This window comes from Massilia agrisoli (assembly GCF_020831365.1).
Lineage (GTDB): Bacteria > Pseudomonadota > Gammaproteobacteria > Burkholderiales > Burkholderiaceae_D > Telluria_A > Telluria_A agrisoli.
Genome location: NZ_JAJHPV010000009.1, coordinates 346,224 through 364,181, shown reverse-complemented (window position 1 = coordinate 364,181; position 17,958 = coordinate 346,224). Strand labels below are relative to the sequence as shown.

The window sequence follows — 17,958 nt, the reverse complement described above, 5'->3', positions numbered from 1 at the left end:
AGCAGTCCCTTTTTCACTTGAAGCGCAGTGTGAACTACGCCGACAAGCGCTTCTCCAGCTCCGCCTTCGCTGTCGCCAGCTCCTGCGGCACGCTGCCTTCCAGCTTCTGGAACAGCTCATCATGCAACTTGAGCTCTTCCTTCCACGCATCCGTGTCGATCGACGTAATCTGCTCGAACTGCTCCTGCGTGAAGTCGAGGCCATTCCAGTTGATATCGTCGTAGCGCGGGGTCGTGCCGAAGATATTCTCAGTGCCGCCCGCCGTGCCCTCGATGCGGTCCAGCTTCCACTTCAGCACGCGCATGTTGTCGCCGAAGCCAGGCCACACGAACTTGCCCTCCGCATCAGTACGGAACCAGTTCACGCAGAAGATCTTCGGCAGCACATCGCTGCCGTGCTGCTCGCCGACCTTCGAACCAAGGTTCAGCCAGTGCTTGAAGTAATTGCCCATGTTGTAGCCGATGAACGGCAGCATCGCAAACGGATCACGGCGCACGACGCCCATCTGGCCCGCAGCCGCGGCCGTGGTCTCGGAACCCATGGTCGCCGCCATGTACACGCCTTCGACCCAGTTGCGCGCTTCGGTAACGAGCGGCACCGTGGTCGAGCGGCGGCCGCCGAAAATGAACGCCGAAATCGGCACGCCGGCCGGATCATCCCAGGCCGGGTCGATCACCGGGTTCTGGGTCGCGGCAACGGTAAAGCGCGCGTTCGGGTGCGCTGCCTTGGTGCCCGATGCTGGCGTCCAGTCCTTGCCCTGCCAGTCGACCAGGTGCGCAGGCGGCTCCTTGGTCATGCCTTCCCACCACACGTCGCCGTCGTCGGTCAGCGCGACGTTGGTGAAGATGACGTTCTCGCGCAGCGAGGCCATGCAGTTGTAGTTGGTTTTTTCGTTGGTGCCCGGCGCCACGCCGAAGTAGCCCGCTTCCGGATTGATCGCGTACAGGCGGCCGTCGGCGCCCGGCTTGATCCAGGCGATGTCGTCACCGATGGTGGTGACTTTCCAGCCTTCGAAGCCCGCAGGCGGAATCAGCATCGCGTAATTGGTCTTGCCGCAGGCCGAAGGGAAGGCCGCCGCAACGTAGTGCTTCTTGCCCTCTGGCGATTGAACGCCAAGGATCAGCATGTGCTCGGCCAGCCAGCCGGCGCCGCCCTGCTCTGCCCCCTGGTGGCCCATGTTCGATGCGATGCGCAGCGCAAAGCACTTTTTGCCCAGCAGCGCATTGCCGCCGTAGCCGGAGCCGAACGACCAGATTTCACGCGTCTCTGGGTAGTGCACGATGTACTTGGTCGGGTTGCACGGCCACGATACGTCCTGCTGGCCCGGGCGCAGCGGTGCGCCGACGCTGTGCACGCACGGCACAAACTCGCCGTCCGCGCCCAGCACGTCGTACACGGCCTTGCCCATGCGCGTCATGATGCGCATGTTGACCGCGACGTAAGGCGAGTCGGACAGCTCGACGCCGATGTGGGCGATTGGCGAACCCAGTGGGCCCATCGAGAACGGGACGACGTACAAGGTGCGGCCAGTCATGCAGCCGTCGAACAGGTCGTGCAGGGTGCGGCGCATCTCAGCCGGGTCCATCCAGTTGTTGGTCGGGCCTGCCTGCTCCTTGGTTTCCGAGCAGATGAAGGTACGGTCCTCGACGCGCGCCACATCCGACGGGTCCGACCAGGCCAGGTAGGAATTCGGGCGCTTTGCCGGGTTCAGCTTTTTCATCGTCCCGGCGGCAACCATCTCGCCGCACAGGCGGTCGTACTCTTCCTGCGAACCGTCGCACCAGTAAATGCGGGCAGGCTTGGTCAGGGCCGCGACTTCGGCGACCCAATTGATGAGCTTTTGATGTTTGATGTAAGCTGGGACGTTCAGTGCCGCAACGCCACCCATGACGGGCTGATTCATAGTACCTCCAATTGCCAATTAAAATTCTTCGTGTCCTGCACGGCAGATCGTCGTCAGCTGGAGAGCTTGCGCGCGTGACGGCTGGAACGGGGTGGCGATCCGATGGTCCGGCGATACGGCGGTCATGTCGACAACCTTTTTGAAGGGCTGGTGGACTTGGTAGTGCGGGGATTCGAGGGCCTGGCGGCCCGGGCCAATCCCGATTTTAGAGGCCGATTGTACACCCGCTGTTACTCGTTTAATATGCAAAACCCACAAAAATGTAGGAATAATGACCGAGTAAAGTAGTAAGCTATTTCTATTGCCGCGATTCCTGTTATTTACTTACGTAGGCCACCCCAAGATCTGCCATCTCCCATGAAAATTGCGATTCTCGACGATTACCAGGACAGCGTCCGTGGGCTCTCCTGCTTCCGTTTATTGGACGGCCACGAGGTCAAAACATTCACTAATTCCTCACGCGGAATTGGCCAGCTGGCGATCCGGCTGGCCCCCTTCGATGCGCTGGTCCTGATCCGTGAACGCACTGCCTTTCCGCGCGCGCTGCTGTCGCGCCTGCCGAACCTGAAGCTGATTTCCCAGACCGGCAAGGTCAGCGGGCACATCGATGTTGCCGCGGCGACCGACATGGGTATCGCGATTGCCGAGGGTGCCGGCTCGCCGGTGGCGCCTGCCGAGCTGACCTGGGCGCTGATCATGGCCGCCAGCCGCAAGATCGTTCCCTACGCGATCAATCTGAAAGACGGGCTGTGGCAGACGGCGTCGGTAAACCCCGTGCTCAACGGCCTCGGCACGGTGCTGCGCGGACGTACCCTGGCGATCTGGGGTTATGGAAAGATCGGCCGCATGGTGGCCGGCTACGGCAAGGCGTTCGGGATGCAGGTGCTGGTGTGGGGAAGCGAAGCGAGCCGTGCTGCTGCGGTGGCCGATGGCTTTGATGCGGCCGGCAGCCGGGACGAATTGTTCGAACGCGCCGACGTGCTGACCGTGCACCTGCGCTTGTCCGACAACACCCGCGGCGTCGTCACACACGCGGAACTGGCGCGCATGAAGCCGACGGCATTGTTCGTCAACACCAGCCGCGCGGAACTGGTTGCCGAAGGCGCGCTGGAACAGGCACTAACCGAGGGCAGCCCCGGGTTCGCAGCACTTGACGTTTTCAACAGCGAACCACTGGCGCCTGGCGCGCCCATATTGCGCATTCCGACCGTACTGGCCACGCCGCACATCGGCTATGTCGAACAGGACAGCTACGAAACGTATTTCGGCGCGGCGTTCGAGAACATCGTCAGTTTCGCCAGGGGCGAACCGGCCAATATCCTGAATCCGGAAGCATTGGCGAAATGAGGACTTAGGTTGCAGGAATTGACGTCGTTCCTGCGAAGGCAGGAACCTATAGACCATATGTTCTGAGGTGTTATGGGTCCCTGCCTACGCAGGGACGACGTTGGTTATCGGGTTTCAGGTTTCATTAGCGGCTAGCGTTCTTCTTCCTGCGGCGTGAGGCGAATCTTTGGCGCAGGCATCACATGCGCGCGCGTCCACAGGCCGGCCCAGCCAGGCGGCCAGCCGATTGCCGGGCCCTTGTAAGCAGGCAGCGTTGCGCGCACGGGTATCACCGGCACTGGCGGCGTTTCACGCAAGCCGCCCGCCGCCGGCTTTTCCATATCCAGGCTGTACATGTAGCCGGGCAGCAGCGCGTCGCAAACATGGGCAAACCACGCCGTATGGTCCTCATCGCGGCCTAAAGCCTGTGCCAGTCCCTGCGGATCGAACTTCGCCAGCGCGTGCACCAGCTCCTCTGTGCTGGCGCCGGGCGTGTCGCCCCAGCCCATCACCGGGTTGACGTTGTAGTCGGCGCCCGAGCCATACCAGCCCTCGCGCCACGGGCGCTGCATCCAGTCGCGCTGGCCCGTGAACAGGTGCCAGCGCCAATGCAGGCCGGATGGCTTCGGCCAGGAATACAAGTACAGCTTCTCGTAGCCGGCCTCATGCAGCGAACGCACCATCGCCATCAGCCGCGCGTGCGGCATGCGGTCGGGCGGCGCGCGGCGGAACAGGATCGGCTCGCCGTCGGCGTGCTGCACTTCGTCGGTGGACAGGTTGAGGTCAAGGGTGCGTGATTCGGAGCCGAAGCGCGCGGAGATCCAGCCGGTGAGCAAGTTGACGTGCGTGATCACGCCGTAACCGCGGTGTCGGTGGAATATAACAGTTCCTGGAGCAAGCGCTTTCATCGGATAAGCCGGCAAAAATAAACAAACAGTGTACTGATGCGATACCGTGGATTCCAGCGCGGTCACAACCGGAAACATCATCGCCGCGTATTTCGACAGCAGCTGTGGTAACGGCTATCATAAGCCACTTTTACCCAACCTACATCCATCCATTATGAGCTTGCGCATCATTGCCACCGGCGGCACCTTCGACAAACATTACAACGAACTGACGGGCATCCTTGGCTTTTCCGACAGCCATCTTCCGCAGGTGCTGGCGCGCACGCGCATGACGATTCCGGTCGAGCTGGAAGTGCTGCCGCTGCTCGATTCGCTCGACATGAAGGACGACGACCGCCAGCGCGTGCTCGCATCCTGCCGCGCCGCGAAAGAGAAAGCCATCGTGATCGTGCATGGGACCGATACGATGAAGGAAACCGCGGAAGTGTTGGGCAATGCAGGCCTGGAACAGGCGATCGTGCTGACCGGCGCGATGATCCCTTACGAGATTGCGAACTCGGACGCGCTGTTCAACCTGGGATTTGCTACCGGGGTGGCGCAGACCTTGGCGCCGGGTGTGTATGTGGCGATGAATGGGCAGGTATTCACGTGGAATAACGTGACCAAGAACCGCGCGGCGGGAGTCTTCCAGCCCTTGTAAATAACGCGTCGTTCCCGCGAACGCGGGAACCCATGCGCCAGCGTATTCTGTTTGCCGCCTATGGGTTCCCGCTTCCGCGGGAACGACGTGCGGCTTACGCCTTGGCTTCCCCGCCCAAGGCTTCTACGATGTCGGCCATCATCTGCGACAGTTCGCCCGACATCAGCATCATGTCGTTGTCGAAACGTTCTTCGTCATTGCGCGTGCTGGTTTCGTTTTCCTTGATGACGTCCAAAGGCTTGATGCCCTTGATCGCCAGCGATTCGGTCAGCACGAACGAGATCTTGTCGTTCCACGTCATCGCCAGGCGCGTGCACTGCTTGCCCGCTGCGATGTGGCGGCGGATGTCGTCCGGCTCCAGCGTGTGCTTCACGTAACGCACCGCGGCCTTGCTCTCGCCCGTTGCGCGCAGTTCGGTGTCCTGGTCGACGGTAAAGCCGTGCGGCGCTTCGTCCATCTCCAGCCAAGCCGTCATCACCGCGACCGGCGAGCGCTGCACACGCAGGCTTTCCAGCGGCATGCGGTCGACCGCCTTGAGCAGCAGCTTGATCACGTCATCGGCCTTCGACGGGCTGGCCGCATCGACCACCAGCCAGCCGTTGACCGGGTCGATCCAGGTCCACACATTGCTGCGGATGCTGAATGCACGCGGCAGCAGTTCGTCGGCCACGCGCTCCTTCAATTCTTTCATCGCCTTCTTGCCCGGGGCGAAGCCTTGCGCTTCTTCCAGCTCGGCCGCCTTGGCCTTGGCCACCTGGTTGATGACCGAGGTTGGCAGCAGCTTCTTTTCGGTGCCCAGCAGGATCAGCATCTGCTTGTTGACGGTGTGCACCAGGTTGCCATTGCCGCGCGGCGAATCCCAGCCCTGGCGCAGCAACTCGTTGCTCGATGCCGGAGCAAAGCGCATCGGCGCCAGCGCCTCTTCCAGCTGCTCAGGTGTGTAAGCCCACGGTGCGGGCAGGCGGTAAATCTGTAGATTCTTAAACCACATTTTGCTATGCCTTGTTTCAGTCAGTATTTCCAGGGGAACGCCATTCTACACGCTCGATCCGGCCAGGGAAGGCTGGATGTTGCTTGCGATGACGCTTAAATTTCTCGCTCGCTGTCGGTGAACAAGCTGAGCTGTTCGACGCCTTCGGCCTCGCCCAGCCGCACGCCCAGGCCCAGCAGGCGCACTGGCCGCTTGCCGCGCTGCCACGCGGTTTCGATCAGGCTTTCAAAATGGCCGAGGGTGGGCACGGAAGCGGCGGACTCGACTGTCGTCTGGCGAAAATCGGAAAACTTGATCTTCACGAAAGGCTTCTGCGCCGCCAACTCGGTGCCCGAGCGTTTGATGCGCGCCTGCAGGCGCTCGAACAGTTCCGGCAGCATGGCGATGCAGGCCGCAAGGTCCGGCACGTCAGGCGTGTAGGTTTCCTCGACGCTGACCGACTTGCGCTCGCGCGAGGTAGAGACGGCACGGTTGTCGATGCCACGGCACAGGTCATGCAGGCGCGCGCCGAAGCTGCCGAAGTGGCGCTCGAGGTCGGCCAGGGTCCAGCTGCGCAGGTCGCCGCAGGTTTCCGCGCCGAGCTTGTTGAGTTTCGCTGCGGTCACCTTGCCAACACCCCACAGCTTCTTGACGGGCAAGACGGCGACGAAGGCATCGACTTCATTGGGACGCACGAGGAACAATCCGTCGGGCTTGTTCCAGTCGCTGGCAACCTTGGCCACGAATTTGTTTGGGCCAACGCCGGCCGACGCGGTAATGCCTACCGTCTCGAAAATGCGCTTGCGGATTTCCTGTGCGATCAAGGTCGCACTGCCCTTGCAGTGGGGCGAATCGGACACGTCGAGGTAAGCCTCGTCCAGCGACAGCGGCTCGACCACCTCGGTGTAGTCGTGATAAATCGCCAGGATCTGGCGCGACGCGACCCGGTATTTTTCCATGTTTGGCGGAATGACGACCAGGTCCGGGCACAGCTTGAGGGCTTGCGCCGTTGCCATGGCCGAATGGATGCCATAGCGGCGCGCCTCGTAATTGCAGGTGGCGACGACGCCGCGCTGGTCGGGCCGCCCGCCAACGGCCAGCGGAACCTCGCGCAGGGCCGGATTGTCGCGCATCTCGACGGATGCATAAAAACAATCGCAATCGCAATGGATGATTTTTCGGACGGGGGCGTTCACTCGGCGGCATGCCCCAGCGGGCGACTACTGTAATTCCATACAGTATTATCGGAAATCGGTTTTGTTGCAAGTAAACGCGAAAAAGGAAAGGGACGGATAGCAAACGCTACCCGCCCCTTCTTACACATCAAACGTTAGAACCTTGCTGGGGAATTACCAGGTCAGTTTCAGCGTGTAGGTGCCATTGGTGGAGCCCGTGCCGCCGCTGTAGTACGTTACGCGCACGTAACGGGCCAGCGTACCGGTACCGGTGTTGGTAACGGAAACCGTATCGACCGATCCAGTACCGTTCTCGCTCTGGCCGATCAGGGTGCCAGCGCTGTTGTAGACGTACAGGTCATAGTCCTTGCCCGCGCCTGGGGTCAGGACCGAGGTCAGCGTTTTGCCGGCTGGCAGCTGGACGACGAAGTAGTCGGTGTCGGTCGTGCTACCCATGTTGGCGTTGACGGTGGTGCCACTGGTGGCCACAGGGTCAGCCGTGCCAGTCGTGTTGTTCGACTCGCTTTCGGCCAGGGTGGTGCCACCGCCGCCGCCGCCAATCGCCGAATCAACCGCGGCGTTGGCATCGACGATGCCGGTGCCGCAGCTGGTGCAGGTTGCCGGGAAGGCGCGCGCAGTCGACTTCAGCTTGCTTTCGATCTCATCAGGCGTCAGCGCCGAATTCTTCGACAGCATCAGTGCAGCCACGCCAGCGACGTGCGGCGTCGCCATCGAGGTGCCCTGGTAGAACGCGTAGCTATCCGCACCTGGCGCGCCGGTGCCGGCGTTCAGGGTCGACAGGATGCCGTTGGCTGCAACGCTGGTGTCGCCACCCGGCGCTGCAACGTCGACCACGGTGCCGTAGTTCGAGTAGAAGGCGCGGCCACCGGAACGGTTGGTTGCGGCAACAGTTACCACGCCCGCGCAGTTGGCCGGGTTGGAGTTGCTGGCGTTCTGGTTTTCGTTACCTGCTGCTACGATCACGACGGTGCCGCGCGAACGTGCGCCGTTGATCGCGTTCTGCGTGGTGGTATCGCAAGCGCCGCCGCCGCCGAGCGACATGTTGATGACCTTGGCGACATTGGCATTGGCTGGAACGCCGCTGACGGTGCCGCCCGACGACCAGATGATCGCGTCGGCGATGTCAGAGGTGTAGCCGCCGCACTTGCCCAGTACGCGCACTGGAACAACCTTGGCGTTGTACGCCACGCCTGCGACGCCGGCGCCGTTGTTGGTCGCTGCCGCGATGGTGCCCGCCACGTGGGTGCCGTGCCAGCTGGAGTTCTGGTTCTGGGTTGGCTGGCCGCCGCCGCACTCGCCGACGACGATCTTGTCGCCCGGATCGCTCGCGTCGGAGTCACGGCCGTTGCCGTCGTTTGACACAAAGGTGTCGCTGATGAAGTCGTAACCGCCGACGATCCGGCCGCTCAGGTCGGCGTGTGGACGGTAGCCGGTATCGATCACGGCAACATTAACGCCAAGGCCGGTCGCCTTGTCCCAAGCCAGGTTGGCGCGCAGGCCGCCGGTGCTCTCGAAGTAGTGCCACTGTTCGTTGTAACGGGTGTCGTTCGGGGTGAACAACTTTTGCATGATGCGGTCTGGTTCAGCGTATTCGACGTTAGGATCGCGGTCCATCAGCTCGCGTGCCAATGCCTGCACTTCCGCCACGCTCATGCGCTTGTTCAGCTTCATGACGTGGGCGCCAGTGGCGATGCCGTGCGACAGTTTCATCGTCAGGCCGAACTGCTGGCCGGCGCGGGTCAGGATCGCCTCGCGGTCCTTGCCGACAGCGGCATGCTTCGCGGCGGCCTTGCCAGCAGGCGCGGAATCCTTGTATTTCACGATCATGCGGTCGGTGTGCATGGTCGGTGAGAGCGCCTCGGCCTTAAACTCAGGCACGGCGGCAGTGGCGGTCAGAGGCCCGCCGATGACTACTGCAGCTGCAAAAATCCCCAGCAGCGCTGGGTACGTCGAATGCTTCAGCTTCATGTCAAATCCTTTTTTTCCGTAAGAATTTTTATGGTGGCAGTCACCTCCGGTGTACCGGACGCGCTGCCGTTTTTTTTCTGCGCAATTGTTACGCAGACCCACTTTTTAAGCAGGCTCTGCAGATTACGCCTAAACGGAAAGAAAGATTCGTGAATTCATTCGAATTCGGCGTATTCACAACACTTGAACGGAATGTTTGATCAAAATCAAATGTTGTTCGGCTAAGAGCGGCTATTGCCGCTTTATCGCTTGTTTTTATTTGGACAATTCTTGGCGGAATTGTTAAAAAGATGATGTCAAAATGATGTCATCGAGAACGTGATTCAGGGATCCAGGCGGGCGGCGATGGCTTGAAAAAATCAATTGTCTCAACTTCGGGGTCAGACCCCAAAGCCAAGCAACTTTGGGGTCAGACCCCAAACCATGCAACTACGGGGTCAGACCCCAAACCATGAAGGGAAGCCGCAGAATGGAAAAAGGGCCCGACAAGTCGGACCCTTTTTCTTTTTTCTGGCGGAGCGGACGGGGCTCGCCTACGTGCCGCAGGCCGCGGATTTCCCTGCAGGGAAATCCCTTCGAGCCCCAATCCGTGTTCCCCGCAGGGGGAACACTCTGACCTCGGAATGGAAAAAGGGCCCGACAAGTCGGACCCTTTTTCTTTTTTCTGGCGGAGCGGACGGGGCTCGCCTACGTGCCGCAGGCCGCGGATTTCCCTGCAGGGAAATCCCTTCGAGCCCCAATCCGTGTTCCCCGCAGGGGGAACACTCTGATCTCGGAATGGAAAAAGGGCCCGACAAGTCGGACCCTTTTTCTTTTTTCTGGCGGAGCGGACGGGGCTCGAACCCGCGACCCCCGGCGTGACAGGCCGGTATTCTAACCAACTGAACTACCACTCCGTTTTTACTCTGATCGGTATTGCTGATCATGATGCAGGCCTCTGAGTGCTGGTGGGTGCTGAGAGGGTCGAACTCCCGACCTACGCCTTGTAAGGGCGCCGCTCTACCAACTGAGCTAAGCACCCATTTACGCTTAACCCAAAGACTTCTTGCATCCGACGCTTGTCATCGCGTCTGAAGAGGCCGAATCATAGCAAATACCTTTCGACCTGCGCAAGGGTTTTTCGAAAAATAGCGAAAAACTTGCTGCGACTTATGCGAACTTGAGCATCGGCTCGCCGCTCTCAACCCGGTTGCGCCCGCTGCTCTTGGCCTGGTACAGCGCCTGGTCGGCGCGCGCCAGCGCTGCGTTGATGTCCTCATTCGGGTCGATCAGCACCACGCCGATACTGACAGTCATCGCATAACCATGCTTGGGCAGGATCACCCGTTCGACCGCTTCGCGCAGCCGTTCGGCCGCTTGCAGCGCGCCAGGCAGGTCGGTGCCGGGCAGCGCCAGCGCGAATTCCTCGCCGCCCAGGCGGCCCATGATGTCGTGTTCTCGCAGCACGCCGCGCGAGGTGTCGGCAAACACGCACAGCGCTTCGTCGCCGCAGGCGTGGCCGAAACGGTCGTTGAGCGCCTTGAAGTGGTCGATGTCGAGCATCATCAGCGAGATCGGCTTGCGCATGCGCCCCGACAGCATGCGCGCGGCGTCGGTGCGGTCGAAGAAGGCGCGCCGGTTCACCAGTCCGGTCAGGCTGTCGGTCGTGGCCAGCAGCGCCATTTCGCGGTCGTCTTTTTCCATGCACAGCAGCAGGAAGCCGAAGCCGTTGACAATCACCAGCAGGTAGCCAGTGATGAAGGTGGAGGCGTGCGCCGCATGCGGGGTCAGCAAGGTGAAGCTGCCAGGGAACAGGATCGTCATCGCGAACGCGCCCGTCGCCAGGAAGAAGGCGCCGTCATTGACACCGATGATGCGCCGCAGGAGCGAGCTCTCGCCACCCGGTCGCAGCAACGCGAACGCCATGGCGCCGATCATCGCCGCGATCATGCCTGACATCAGGGCCGTGGCATACTCGACCGGCGCGCCCGCGATCCGCAGGCCAATGTAGGCAACAATCGACAGCGCCGCGAACGGGTACAGCACCCGCTTCCACCTGTTGAATCCGAAGAAAGTGCAATAGGCCGACACTTCCAGCATGATGCCGATCATGACCAGGCTGTTGGCGGAAATACTGTGCCACGGCGGTGAGCCGGGATGCTGGAACCAGCCCATCAGGTAGGCGGAGCCGACCATCAACTTGGACCAGGTCCAGATGCGCATCGCCGGATGGCGCTGCGAGCGGGCGTAGCCAGTCATCAGCATGGCCAGGCCGATGTTGCCGATGGCAAGCACCAGCATGAATGTTTTAAGGTCGATCACTACAGTTCCTCGTCAGGGTCACTACCGGCGGCGCAGGGATGGCCTGCGCTCCGTTCAATTTATTCAGCAAACATGCCGTTGTGGACACGCATCAGATAATAAAATTGTAACAGGTGTTTCCCAAAGGAACTATATTACACGGAATTTGCTGTGTACAGGGATGTGCACGCGGGATTAGTGTGTGGCGTCTATCCGATGTCAGGCGAGCACGCGCTGCGAACGCAGCAGTGCATCGAATTCCTCGGCCGGCATCGGCCGGGCGAACAGGTAGCCCTGCCCGTAATCGCAGCCGGCCGCCAGCAGCAGGTCGCGCTGTTCGGCGGTCTCGACACCCTCGGCCACCACCCTCAGCCCCAGCTTGTGGGCCATCACGATGATCGCCTCCGACAGCGCCATGTCGCTCGACTGCGGCGCCAGGTTACGGGTGAACGAGCGATCGATCTTCAGGTAGTCGATGTCGAACTTCTTCAGGTAGGAAAGCGACGAGTAGCCGGTGCCGAAGTCGTCCAGCGCCACCTGGATGCCGGCGTCGCGCAACTGCAACAGCTTGTCGGTGACGCCGGCGCTGGCGTCGAGCAGCAGGCCTTCGGTGATTTCCACCACCAATGCAGCGCCTTCCAGGCCGATGTCGTGCATATGCGCGAACCAGCGGTCGTAGGCCTGCCCCTCGCGCTGGAATTCCAGCGGCGACTGGTTGACGCTGACCTGGAAATCGGGATGGTGCTCGCCGCGCCAGCGCCGCGCCCAGCGCGCCGATTCCCTGAACATCCATTCGCCGATATCGACGATCAGCCCGCTCGACTCGGCCAGCGCGATGAAGTCGACCGGACTGACCAGCCCGCGCTGCGGATGCTGCCAGCGCACCAGCGCTTCGGCCTTGTGGATGCGCCCGGTGCGCAGGTGGACGATCGGCTGGAAGTACACGCGCAGCTGGTTGGCGCGGATCGCACCGCGCAGGTCGTTGGTCAGGCGCATGCGGTTGAGCGCGGCTACCTGCAGCGCCGGCGTGAAGTAGCTGAAGCGGTTGCGCCCCGCGCCCTTGGCCGCGTACATGGCCTGGTCGGCATGCTTGAGCAGGTCGTCAACGTCGTCGGCGTCGTCCGGGAACAGGGTGATGCCGATGCTGGCCGACACGAAAGCCTGTTCCTGGCCCAATTCGAACGGCGCCTGCATCGCATCGAGGATCTTGGCGGCAATCAGGTCGCTGCGGGCCGACTCGTCCAGCCCGGACAGGATCACCGTGAATTCGTCGCCGCCCAGGCGCGCGACCGTGTCGGTGACGCGCACGCAGGCGCGGATGCGCTCGGACGCCTCGACCAGCAGCACGTCGCCCTGGTGGTGGCCGAGGGTATCGTTAACTTCCTTGAAGTGGTCGAGGTCGATGAACAGGATGGCCGTGCGCAGGCCCTCGCGGCGGCTCTTGGCGATCTCGATTTCCAGGCGGTCATGGAACATGCGCCGGTTCGGCAGCTGTGTCAGGGAGTCGAAATTGGCTTGCTGCCAGATCAGCGCTTCCGATTTCTTCTTTTCAGTCACGTCCTCGATCATGCACAGGTGGTGCGGATGGCCGTGCGACTCGGTTTCGATCGCGGCGACCGACATGTCGATCCACACCACCGAGCCGTCCGGGCGCACCAGCCGCGTCGTCATCTTGAGCCCTGCGGTGCCGTTGGCGGCCAGCGCGGCCACGCATTCGGCGTCGTCCGGATGCACGAAATCGGCCCAGCTGCCGCGCAGCACCTCGTCGAACGAGCGCCCGGTGATCTGCGCGTAGCGCGGGTTGATGTCCTTGAACTCGCCGGTGGCCGAATCGATCAGCGCGATGCCCATCGGCGCTTCCTCGAACATGGTGCGGAAGCGCCGTTCGCCCTTGCGGATGGTCTCTCGCGCGCGCTTGCGTTCGCGCGCCAGCAGCCACAAATGCACCGCCATCGCGGCCAGCAAAACCAGGCAGGCGGCGACCGCGGCGCGGAACATCCATGTCTGGTGCAGCGGTGTTTCCGGCCGGTACAGGAAGCCAGGGAAGGAGGCATTGCGTGGAAGCATGCCCAGCTCCGCATAGCTGTCGGCAATATGGCGCCAGCGGTCCGGGTTCGTATAGCCCAGCTCGACCAGCACAGGCTGCACCAGCGGCACCATCTGGCGCGCCTCGTACAGCAGGTGCTCGCGTTCGTGGCGCGTGGTGTATTTCGCCCGGATCAGGTCGGCGATTTCTTCCTGGTGGCTCATCGCATAGGCCCAGCCCTTCATGCTGGCCGCGCGGAATGCGCGCACGCGCTCGGGATGCAGGGCGATCTCGCTTTCGCTGGTAAACAGGTTGTCGCCGTAGAAGTCGATGCCGGCTGCCCGCGGACTGTAGATGTCGTAGGCGAAGCCGATCCGGTCCAGGAAATACGGCTCATTCGTGATGTAGGCGGAATACGCATCAACCTTGCCGCTGACCAGGTCCTGCGGGTCGAAGCTATGGTCGACCCGCACCATGCTCGACATCGGGATGCCCTCCTTCTTCAGGTAGGCGAACAGCTCGTCGGCCTGGGTCAGTTCGTCGGTGAGCGAACCGATCATGACCCGTTTGCCCATGATCGAGCGCAGGTCCTTGACGCCATCCCGGCGCGCCACCAGCAGCACGTAAGGCGAATGCTGGAAGATGGTGCCGAGCACCACCACCGGCTTGCCGGCCAGCCGCGCCAGCAGCAGGCTGCTGCTGCCCACGCCGAACTGCGCCTTGCCGGCGATTACGTTGCGCTCCGGCTCGTTGCCGTCCTTGCCTTCGAGGATGCGCACATCGAGGCCGGCGTCGCGGTAATAGCCCTTTTCGAGCGCAGCGTAATAGCCGGCAAACTGGAACTGGTGGAGGTGCTTGAGCTGGAGCGTGACCCGCTCAAGCGCATGGGCCGGCAGCGCGGCGCCGAGGACGAGCGCCAGCACGGCAACCTGGCGCAGGTTGGCGAAGGTGCTCATCGTCCGTTGGGCCAGGTGCAGGGATGTCATCTCAGTGGGAGCGGCCGCCGGAACGGTGCGCTGGAGCAATGCATTCTAGTGAGATTGTACGTAAATTCCCTGCAGCCCGACGCGAGAATTGTAACAATCGACTGTTGCACCACAATCATGTAAAAAGGCCACTGCCGCGCGTGCGGAAGTGGCCCTGCCTGGTGTAAGGCGCAGCGCGCCGGGCGGCTTACTTGCGGCCCGTGCGTGCGCCCTTGGCGGCCGCGGCTGGCTTGGCCTTGGTCTTGATGGTCGACAGGATCGAAGGCCGGATCTTGCTTTCCGGCGCCATGAACGGTGTCGACGTCGCTGCGCGCGGCACGGCGCGCTTGCCTGGCGGGACAAACTTCTCCGGACCGAAGCCCGGCGCCATGCGCTTGCCGCGCTCGCCGCCAGCCGGCGCCGCCTCGCTGCCGGATGCGGGGATCAGGTGCTTGTCGCCGTTTCCGATCAGGTCGCCACGGCCCATCTTGACCAGCGCCTCGCGCAGGATCGGCCAGTTTTCCGGGTCCTGGTAGCGCAGGAATGCCTTGTGGATCTTGCGGATCTTGCCGCTGCGCGCCGTTTCGACGACCTCGGAATCCTCGGTCACCTTGTGCAGCGGATTCTTGCGCGTGTGGTACATCGTGGTTGCCATCGCCATCGGCGTCGGCGTGAAGGTCTGCACCTGGTCGAGCTGGAAATTGTTCTTCTTCAGCCACAGCGCCAGGTTCAGCATGTCCTCATCGGTCGTGCCCGGGTGAGCCGCGATGAAGTACGGAATCAGGTACTGCTTCTTGCCCGCTTCCAGCGAGAACTTGTCGAACATGCGCTTGAATTCATCGTAAGCGCCGATGCCCGGCTTCATCATCTTGGTCAGCGTGTTTTCTTCGGTGTGTTCCGGCGCGATCTTCAGCAGGCCGCCCACGTGGTGGGTCACCAGTTCCTTGACGTACTCCGGCGAACGCACGGCCAGGTCGTAGCGCAGGCCGGACGAAATCAAGACCTTCTTCACGCCAGGAATCGCGCGCGCCTTGCGGTACACGGAGATCAGCTTGCTGTGGTCGGTGCCAAGGTTGACGCAGATGCTCGGATACACGCACGACAGGCGGCGGCAGCTTTCCTCGATCTTCTTGTCCTTGCACTGCAGGCGGTACATGTTCGCGGTAGGGCCGCCCAGGTCGGAAATGGTGCCGGTAAAGCCCTTGGTCTTGTCGCGGATGTGCTCGATTTCGCGCAGGATCGACGGCTCCGAGCGGCTCTGGATGATGCGGCCCTCGTGCTCCGTAATCGAGCAGAAGGTGCAGCCGCCGAAGCAGCCGCGCATGATGTTGACCGAGAAGCGGATCATTTCCCACGCCGGGATGCGCGCGTTGCCATAGCTTGGGTGCGGCGCGCGCGCGTACGACAGGTCGAACACGCCGTCCATCTCGTCCATCTGCAAGGGCAGCGGCGGCGGGTTCAGCCACACGTCGCGTTCGCCGTGGGCCTGCACCAGCGCGCGCGCATTGCCCGGATTCGATTCCAGGTGGAACACGCGCGAGGCGTGCGCGTACATCACCGGGTCGTCCTTGACCACGTCGTAGGCTGGCAGGCGCACCACGGTCTTGTGGTGTTTTTCTTTCGCCGCGGCGGCGCGCTCTTCGCGCGTCATGATGCGGATCGGCTTGACGACTTCCGCTTCTTTCGCAGCGGCGTCGGTGGCGCAGGCGGTCTTGTCTTCCACCGTCATCGCGTACGGGTCGGGATGGGCCTCCACCTTGCCGGGCACATCGACGCGGGTCGAGTTGTGCACCGACCAGTCGTCGGCCGGCAGCCAGCCCTGCGGCACCATGAAGCCGGTACCGCGCAGGTCGCGGATGTCCTTGATGTTCTCGCCTGCGTTGAGGCGGTGCGCGAGGTCGACGATGGCGCGTTCGGCGTTACCGAACAGAAGCAGGTCAGCCTTGGAATCAGGCAGCACGGAGCGGCGAACCTTGTCCGACCAGTAATCGTAATGGGCGATGCGGCGCAGCGACGCCTCGATCGAACCGACGATGACCGGCACGTCCGGGTAGGCTTCGCGCGCGCGCTGGGCGTAGACGGTCACGGTGCGGTCCGGGCGCTTGTTCGGCTCGCCGTGGGCGGTGTACGCATCCTCGGAACGGATCTTGCGGTCGGCCGTGTAGCGGTTGATCATCGAATCCATGTTGCCGGCGGTGATGCCGAAGAACAGGCGAGGCTTGCCAAGCGCGCGGAACGGATCGGCCGAATGCCAGTCAGGCTGGCTGATGATGCCGACGCGGAAACCTTGGGCTTCCAGCACACGCCCGATCAGCGCCATGCCGAAGCTTGGATGGTCGATATAAGCGTCGCCGGTGACCACGATGACGTCGCACTGGTCCCAGCCGAGCTTGTCCATCTCCGCACGGGTCATGGGGAGGAAAGGCGCAGCAGCAGCGCGGCTAGACCGCTTCGGGACGGTCGCAAACAGGTTCGATGGGGAGCTCATTGGCCGGTATTGTACCGGAAAAAGGTAGGCGAAGCCGATCGCCAGCCATTTTGCAATGGCGGCCGAGCCCGAAAAATGTCTTAACTATCAATAACTTGTGTCCGGATTGCGACACCCGGACGTCGTTCCCGCGCATGCGGGAACCCATGCTGACTCTGTCGATGAGTTGGCGGATGAGTGCTGCGAACGGGGCATGGATTCCCGTTTTCACGGGAATGACGCCGTTAGGCAGGCCTAGATCCCCATGTTCTGCAGAATCCTGCCCAGCTCACGCAGCGTCGGCTCCAGCGTCGGATGCTCGACCGCAAACCGCGCCGTAATCTCCTGGGTCCGCTCAGCCAGCCCGTATGGCCCGCCCTCTTCCTCCAGCTCCTCCTCGGCGCCCTTCTCGAGCAGGTTCTTGATGTCGCCATCCAGCTGGCGCAGCAACTCCTGCAGCTCGTCATCGACATGTTCCGTCTGTTCGAGGTTAGCGTGCAGGCTCTTCAGGTGTGCCTTCAGGTTCGATGCATCGTCATTCAACATGTCAGGCTCGCTCTAGTTGGTAAAACGTGTGTTCAGGTACAAATCCTCGACTTCCTTGCGCGCCCACGGGGTCTTGCGCAGGAACTTCAGGCTCGACTTGATGCTCGGATCGCTGAGGAAACAATTAATCGCGACCCGCTTGCCCAGCTGGTCCCAACCGTAATGGTCGACCAGGCGGGTCAATATCGCTTCAAGGGTAATACCATGTAATTCCTGGACACTCATTGCTGCTGCGCTTCCGGTTGCGTTGTTGAGAGAAAGTATATACCGATCCTGTACAGGCAGCTCACACGGGCAGCGGCTGCAGGTCAGGGGCGACGAAGCGCTCGCGCGCCTCCGGGGTGTCGAGGCGCTGGCTTGAATAATGGCGGCCGAGGACGGCGCGGGCGTTGTGCATCAGCTCCTGGTTGGCGCTGACGAACTGGTACCAGCTGACGTTGCGGTCACCAGCGCCAGCGGCGCGCAGCAGGTGCATCAGCGCGACCGTGATCGTGGTGTGGAACTTGGTGGCGGCGCCGAGATGGGTGGCGTAGGCGCGGATGCCGCGGCAGGTGCCGTCGACGGCCTGGTCGAAGTCGTGGCGCTGGAGGTTGATCCACGCGAGGCGGATGTGGCCGGCGTGGCTGAACTGCTCGGGTGGCAGGGTGCAGGCATTGAAGCTGGCGAGGAATTCTTCGTCTGTCATATTGTTGTCTGCTCAAAAGGCGTAGGGCGGATAAGCTTGCGCATCCGCGTGCATGCGTCAACGAGACGCCAACACGCG

The 17,958-nt window shown here is 62.2% G+C and carries 13 protein-coding genes and 2 tRNA genes; 2 read left to right on the top strand and 13 right to left on the bottom strand.

The window, feature by feature from the left end; all coding sequences use genetic code 11:
• Nucleotides 1-34 precede the first annotated feature (34 nt).
• Nucleotides 35-1,903, bottom strand: a complete 1,869-nt coding sequence (locus LMJ30_RS06120) for a phosphoenolpyruvate carboxykinase (GTP) (RefSeq protein WP_229431450.1) — start codon at nucleotides 1,901-1,903, stop codon at nucleotides 35-37.
• A gap of 357 nt (nucleotides 1,904-2,260) precedes the next feature.
• Here LMJ30_RS06120 and LMJ30_RS06115 point away from each other — a divergent pair, with 357 nt between their 5' ends.
• Entirely contained in the window at nucleotides 2,261-3,250 is a 990-nt protein-coding gene (locus tag LMJ30_RS06115; protein WP_229431449.1) for a D-2-hydroxyacid dehydrogenase family protein, read from the top strand.
• A 131-nt stretch (nucleotides 3,251-3,381) separates the two neighbouring features.
• On the opposite strand, the gene LMJ30_RS06110 is transcribed toward LMJ30_RS06115, so the two are convergent.
• Nucleotides 3,382-4,137 carry an L-asparaginase gene (locus tag LMJ30_RS06110; RefSeq protein ID WP_229431448.1) on the bottom strand — a complete coding sequence of 252 codons (756 nt, stop codon included), beginning with the start codon at nucleotides 4,135-4,137 and terminating at the stop codon, nucleotides 3,382-3,384.
• 154 nt (nucleotides 4,138-4,291) lie between these two features.
• On the opposite strand from LMJ30_RS06110, the gene LMJ30_RS06105 reads away from it, so the two are divergent.
• Complete coding sequence (locus LMJ30_RS06105; RefSeq protein WP_229431447.1) at nucleotides 4,292-4,777, top strand: asparaginase domain-containing protein; 486 nt, start codon at nucleotides 4,292-4,294, stop codon at nucleotides 4,775-4,777.
• A gap of 94 nt (nucleotides 4,778-4,871) precedes the next feature.
• Here LMJ30_RS06105 and LMJ30_RS06100 read toward each other — a convergent pair whose 3' ends face one another.
• The 11 genes from LMJ30_RS06100 to LMJ30_RS06050 form a co-directional block, all read right to left on the bottom strand.
• Nucleotides 4,872-5,768 carry a recombination-associated protein RdgC gene (locus tag LMJ30_RS06100; protein ID WP_229431446.1) on the bottom strand — a complete coding sequence of 299 codons (897 nt, stop codon included), beginning with the start codon at nucleotides 5,766-5,768 and terminating at the stop codon, nucleotides 4,872-4,874.
• A 95-nt stretch (nucleotides 5,769-5,863) separates the two neighbouring features.
• Complete coding sequence (gene dinB / locus LMJ30_RS06095) at nucleotides 5,864-6,880, bottom strand: DNA polymerase IV (RefSeq protein WP_229431445.1); 1,017 nt, start codon at nucleotides 6,878-6,880, stop codon at nucleotides 5,864-5,866.
• A gap of 216 nt (nucleotides 6,881-7,096) precedes the next feature.
• Nucleotides 7,097-8,911, bottom strand: coding sequence for a S8 family peptidase (locus tag LMJ30_RS06090; protein ID WP_229431444.1), 1,815 nt, complete (start codon nucleotides 8,909-8,911; stop codon nucleotides 7,097-7,099).
• Nucleotides 8,912-9,730: 819 nt separating this feature from the next.
• Nucleotides 9,731-9,807, bottom strand: a tRNA-Asp gene (locus tag LMJ30_RS06085).
• A gap of 49 nt (nucleotides 9,808-9,856) precedes the next feature.
• Nucleotides 9,857-9,932, bottom strand: a tRNA-Val gene (locus tag LMJ30_RS06080).
• Nucleotides 9,933-10,060: 128 nt separating this feature from the next.
• The gene (locus LMJ30_RS06075) at nucleotides 10,061-11,212 is read right to left on the bottom strand and encodes a GGDEF domain-containing protein (protein WP_229431443.1); all 1,152 of its coding nucleotides are present in this window, start codon (nucleotides 11,210-11,212) and stop codon (nucleotides 10,061-10,063) included.
• A 198-nt stretch (nucleotides 11,213-11,410) separates the two neighbouring features.
• A complete protein-coding gene (locus LMJ30_RS06070; protein ID WP_229431442.1) occupies nucleotides 11,411-14,203 on the bottom strand; it encodes an EAL domain-containing protein in 2,793 nt (930 codons plus the stop codon).
• A gap of 187 nt (nucleotides 14,204-14,390) precedes the next feature.
• On the bottom strand, nucleotides 14,391-16,670 hold the full coding sequence (locus LMJ30_RS06065; protein WP_229431441.1) for a YgiQ family radical SAM protein: 2,280 nt from the start codon (nucleotides 16,668-16,670) through the stop codon (nucleotides 14,391-14,393).
• A 234-nt stretch (nucleotides 16,671-16,904) separates the two neighbouring features.
• A complete protein-coding gene (locus LMJ30_RS06060) occupies nucleotides 16,905-17,195 on the bottom strand; it encodes a DUF4404 family protein (RefSeq protein ID WP_229431440.1) in 291 nt (96 codons plus the stop codon).
• Between the two features lie 12 nt (nucleotides 17,196-17,207).
• Complete coding sequence (locus LMJ30_RS06055) at nucleotides 17,208-17,420, bottom strand: VF530 family protein (protein ID WP_229431439.1); 213 nt, start codon at nucleotides 17,418-17,420, stop codon at nucleotides 17,208-17,210.
• A 61-nt stretch (nucleotides 17,421-17,481) separates the two neighbouring features.
• Nucleotides 17,482-17,880 (bottom strand): hypothetical protein, encoded by a 399-nt coding sequence (locus LMJ30_RS06050; protein WP_229431438.1) that lies wholly within the window; start codon nucleotides 17,878-17,880, stop codon nucleotides 17,482-17,484.
• Between the last annotated feature and the right edge of the window lie 78 nt (nucleotides 17,881-17,958).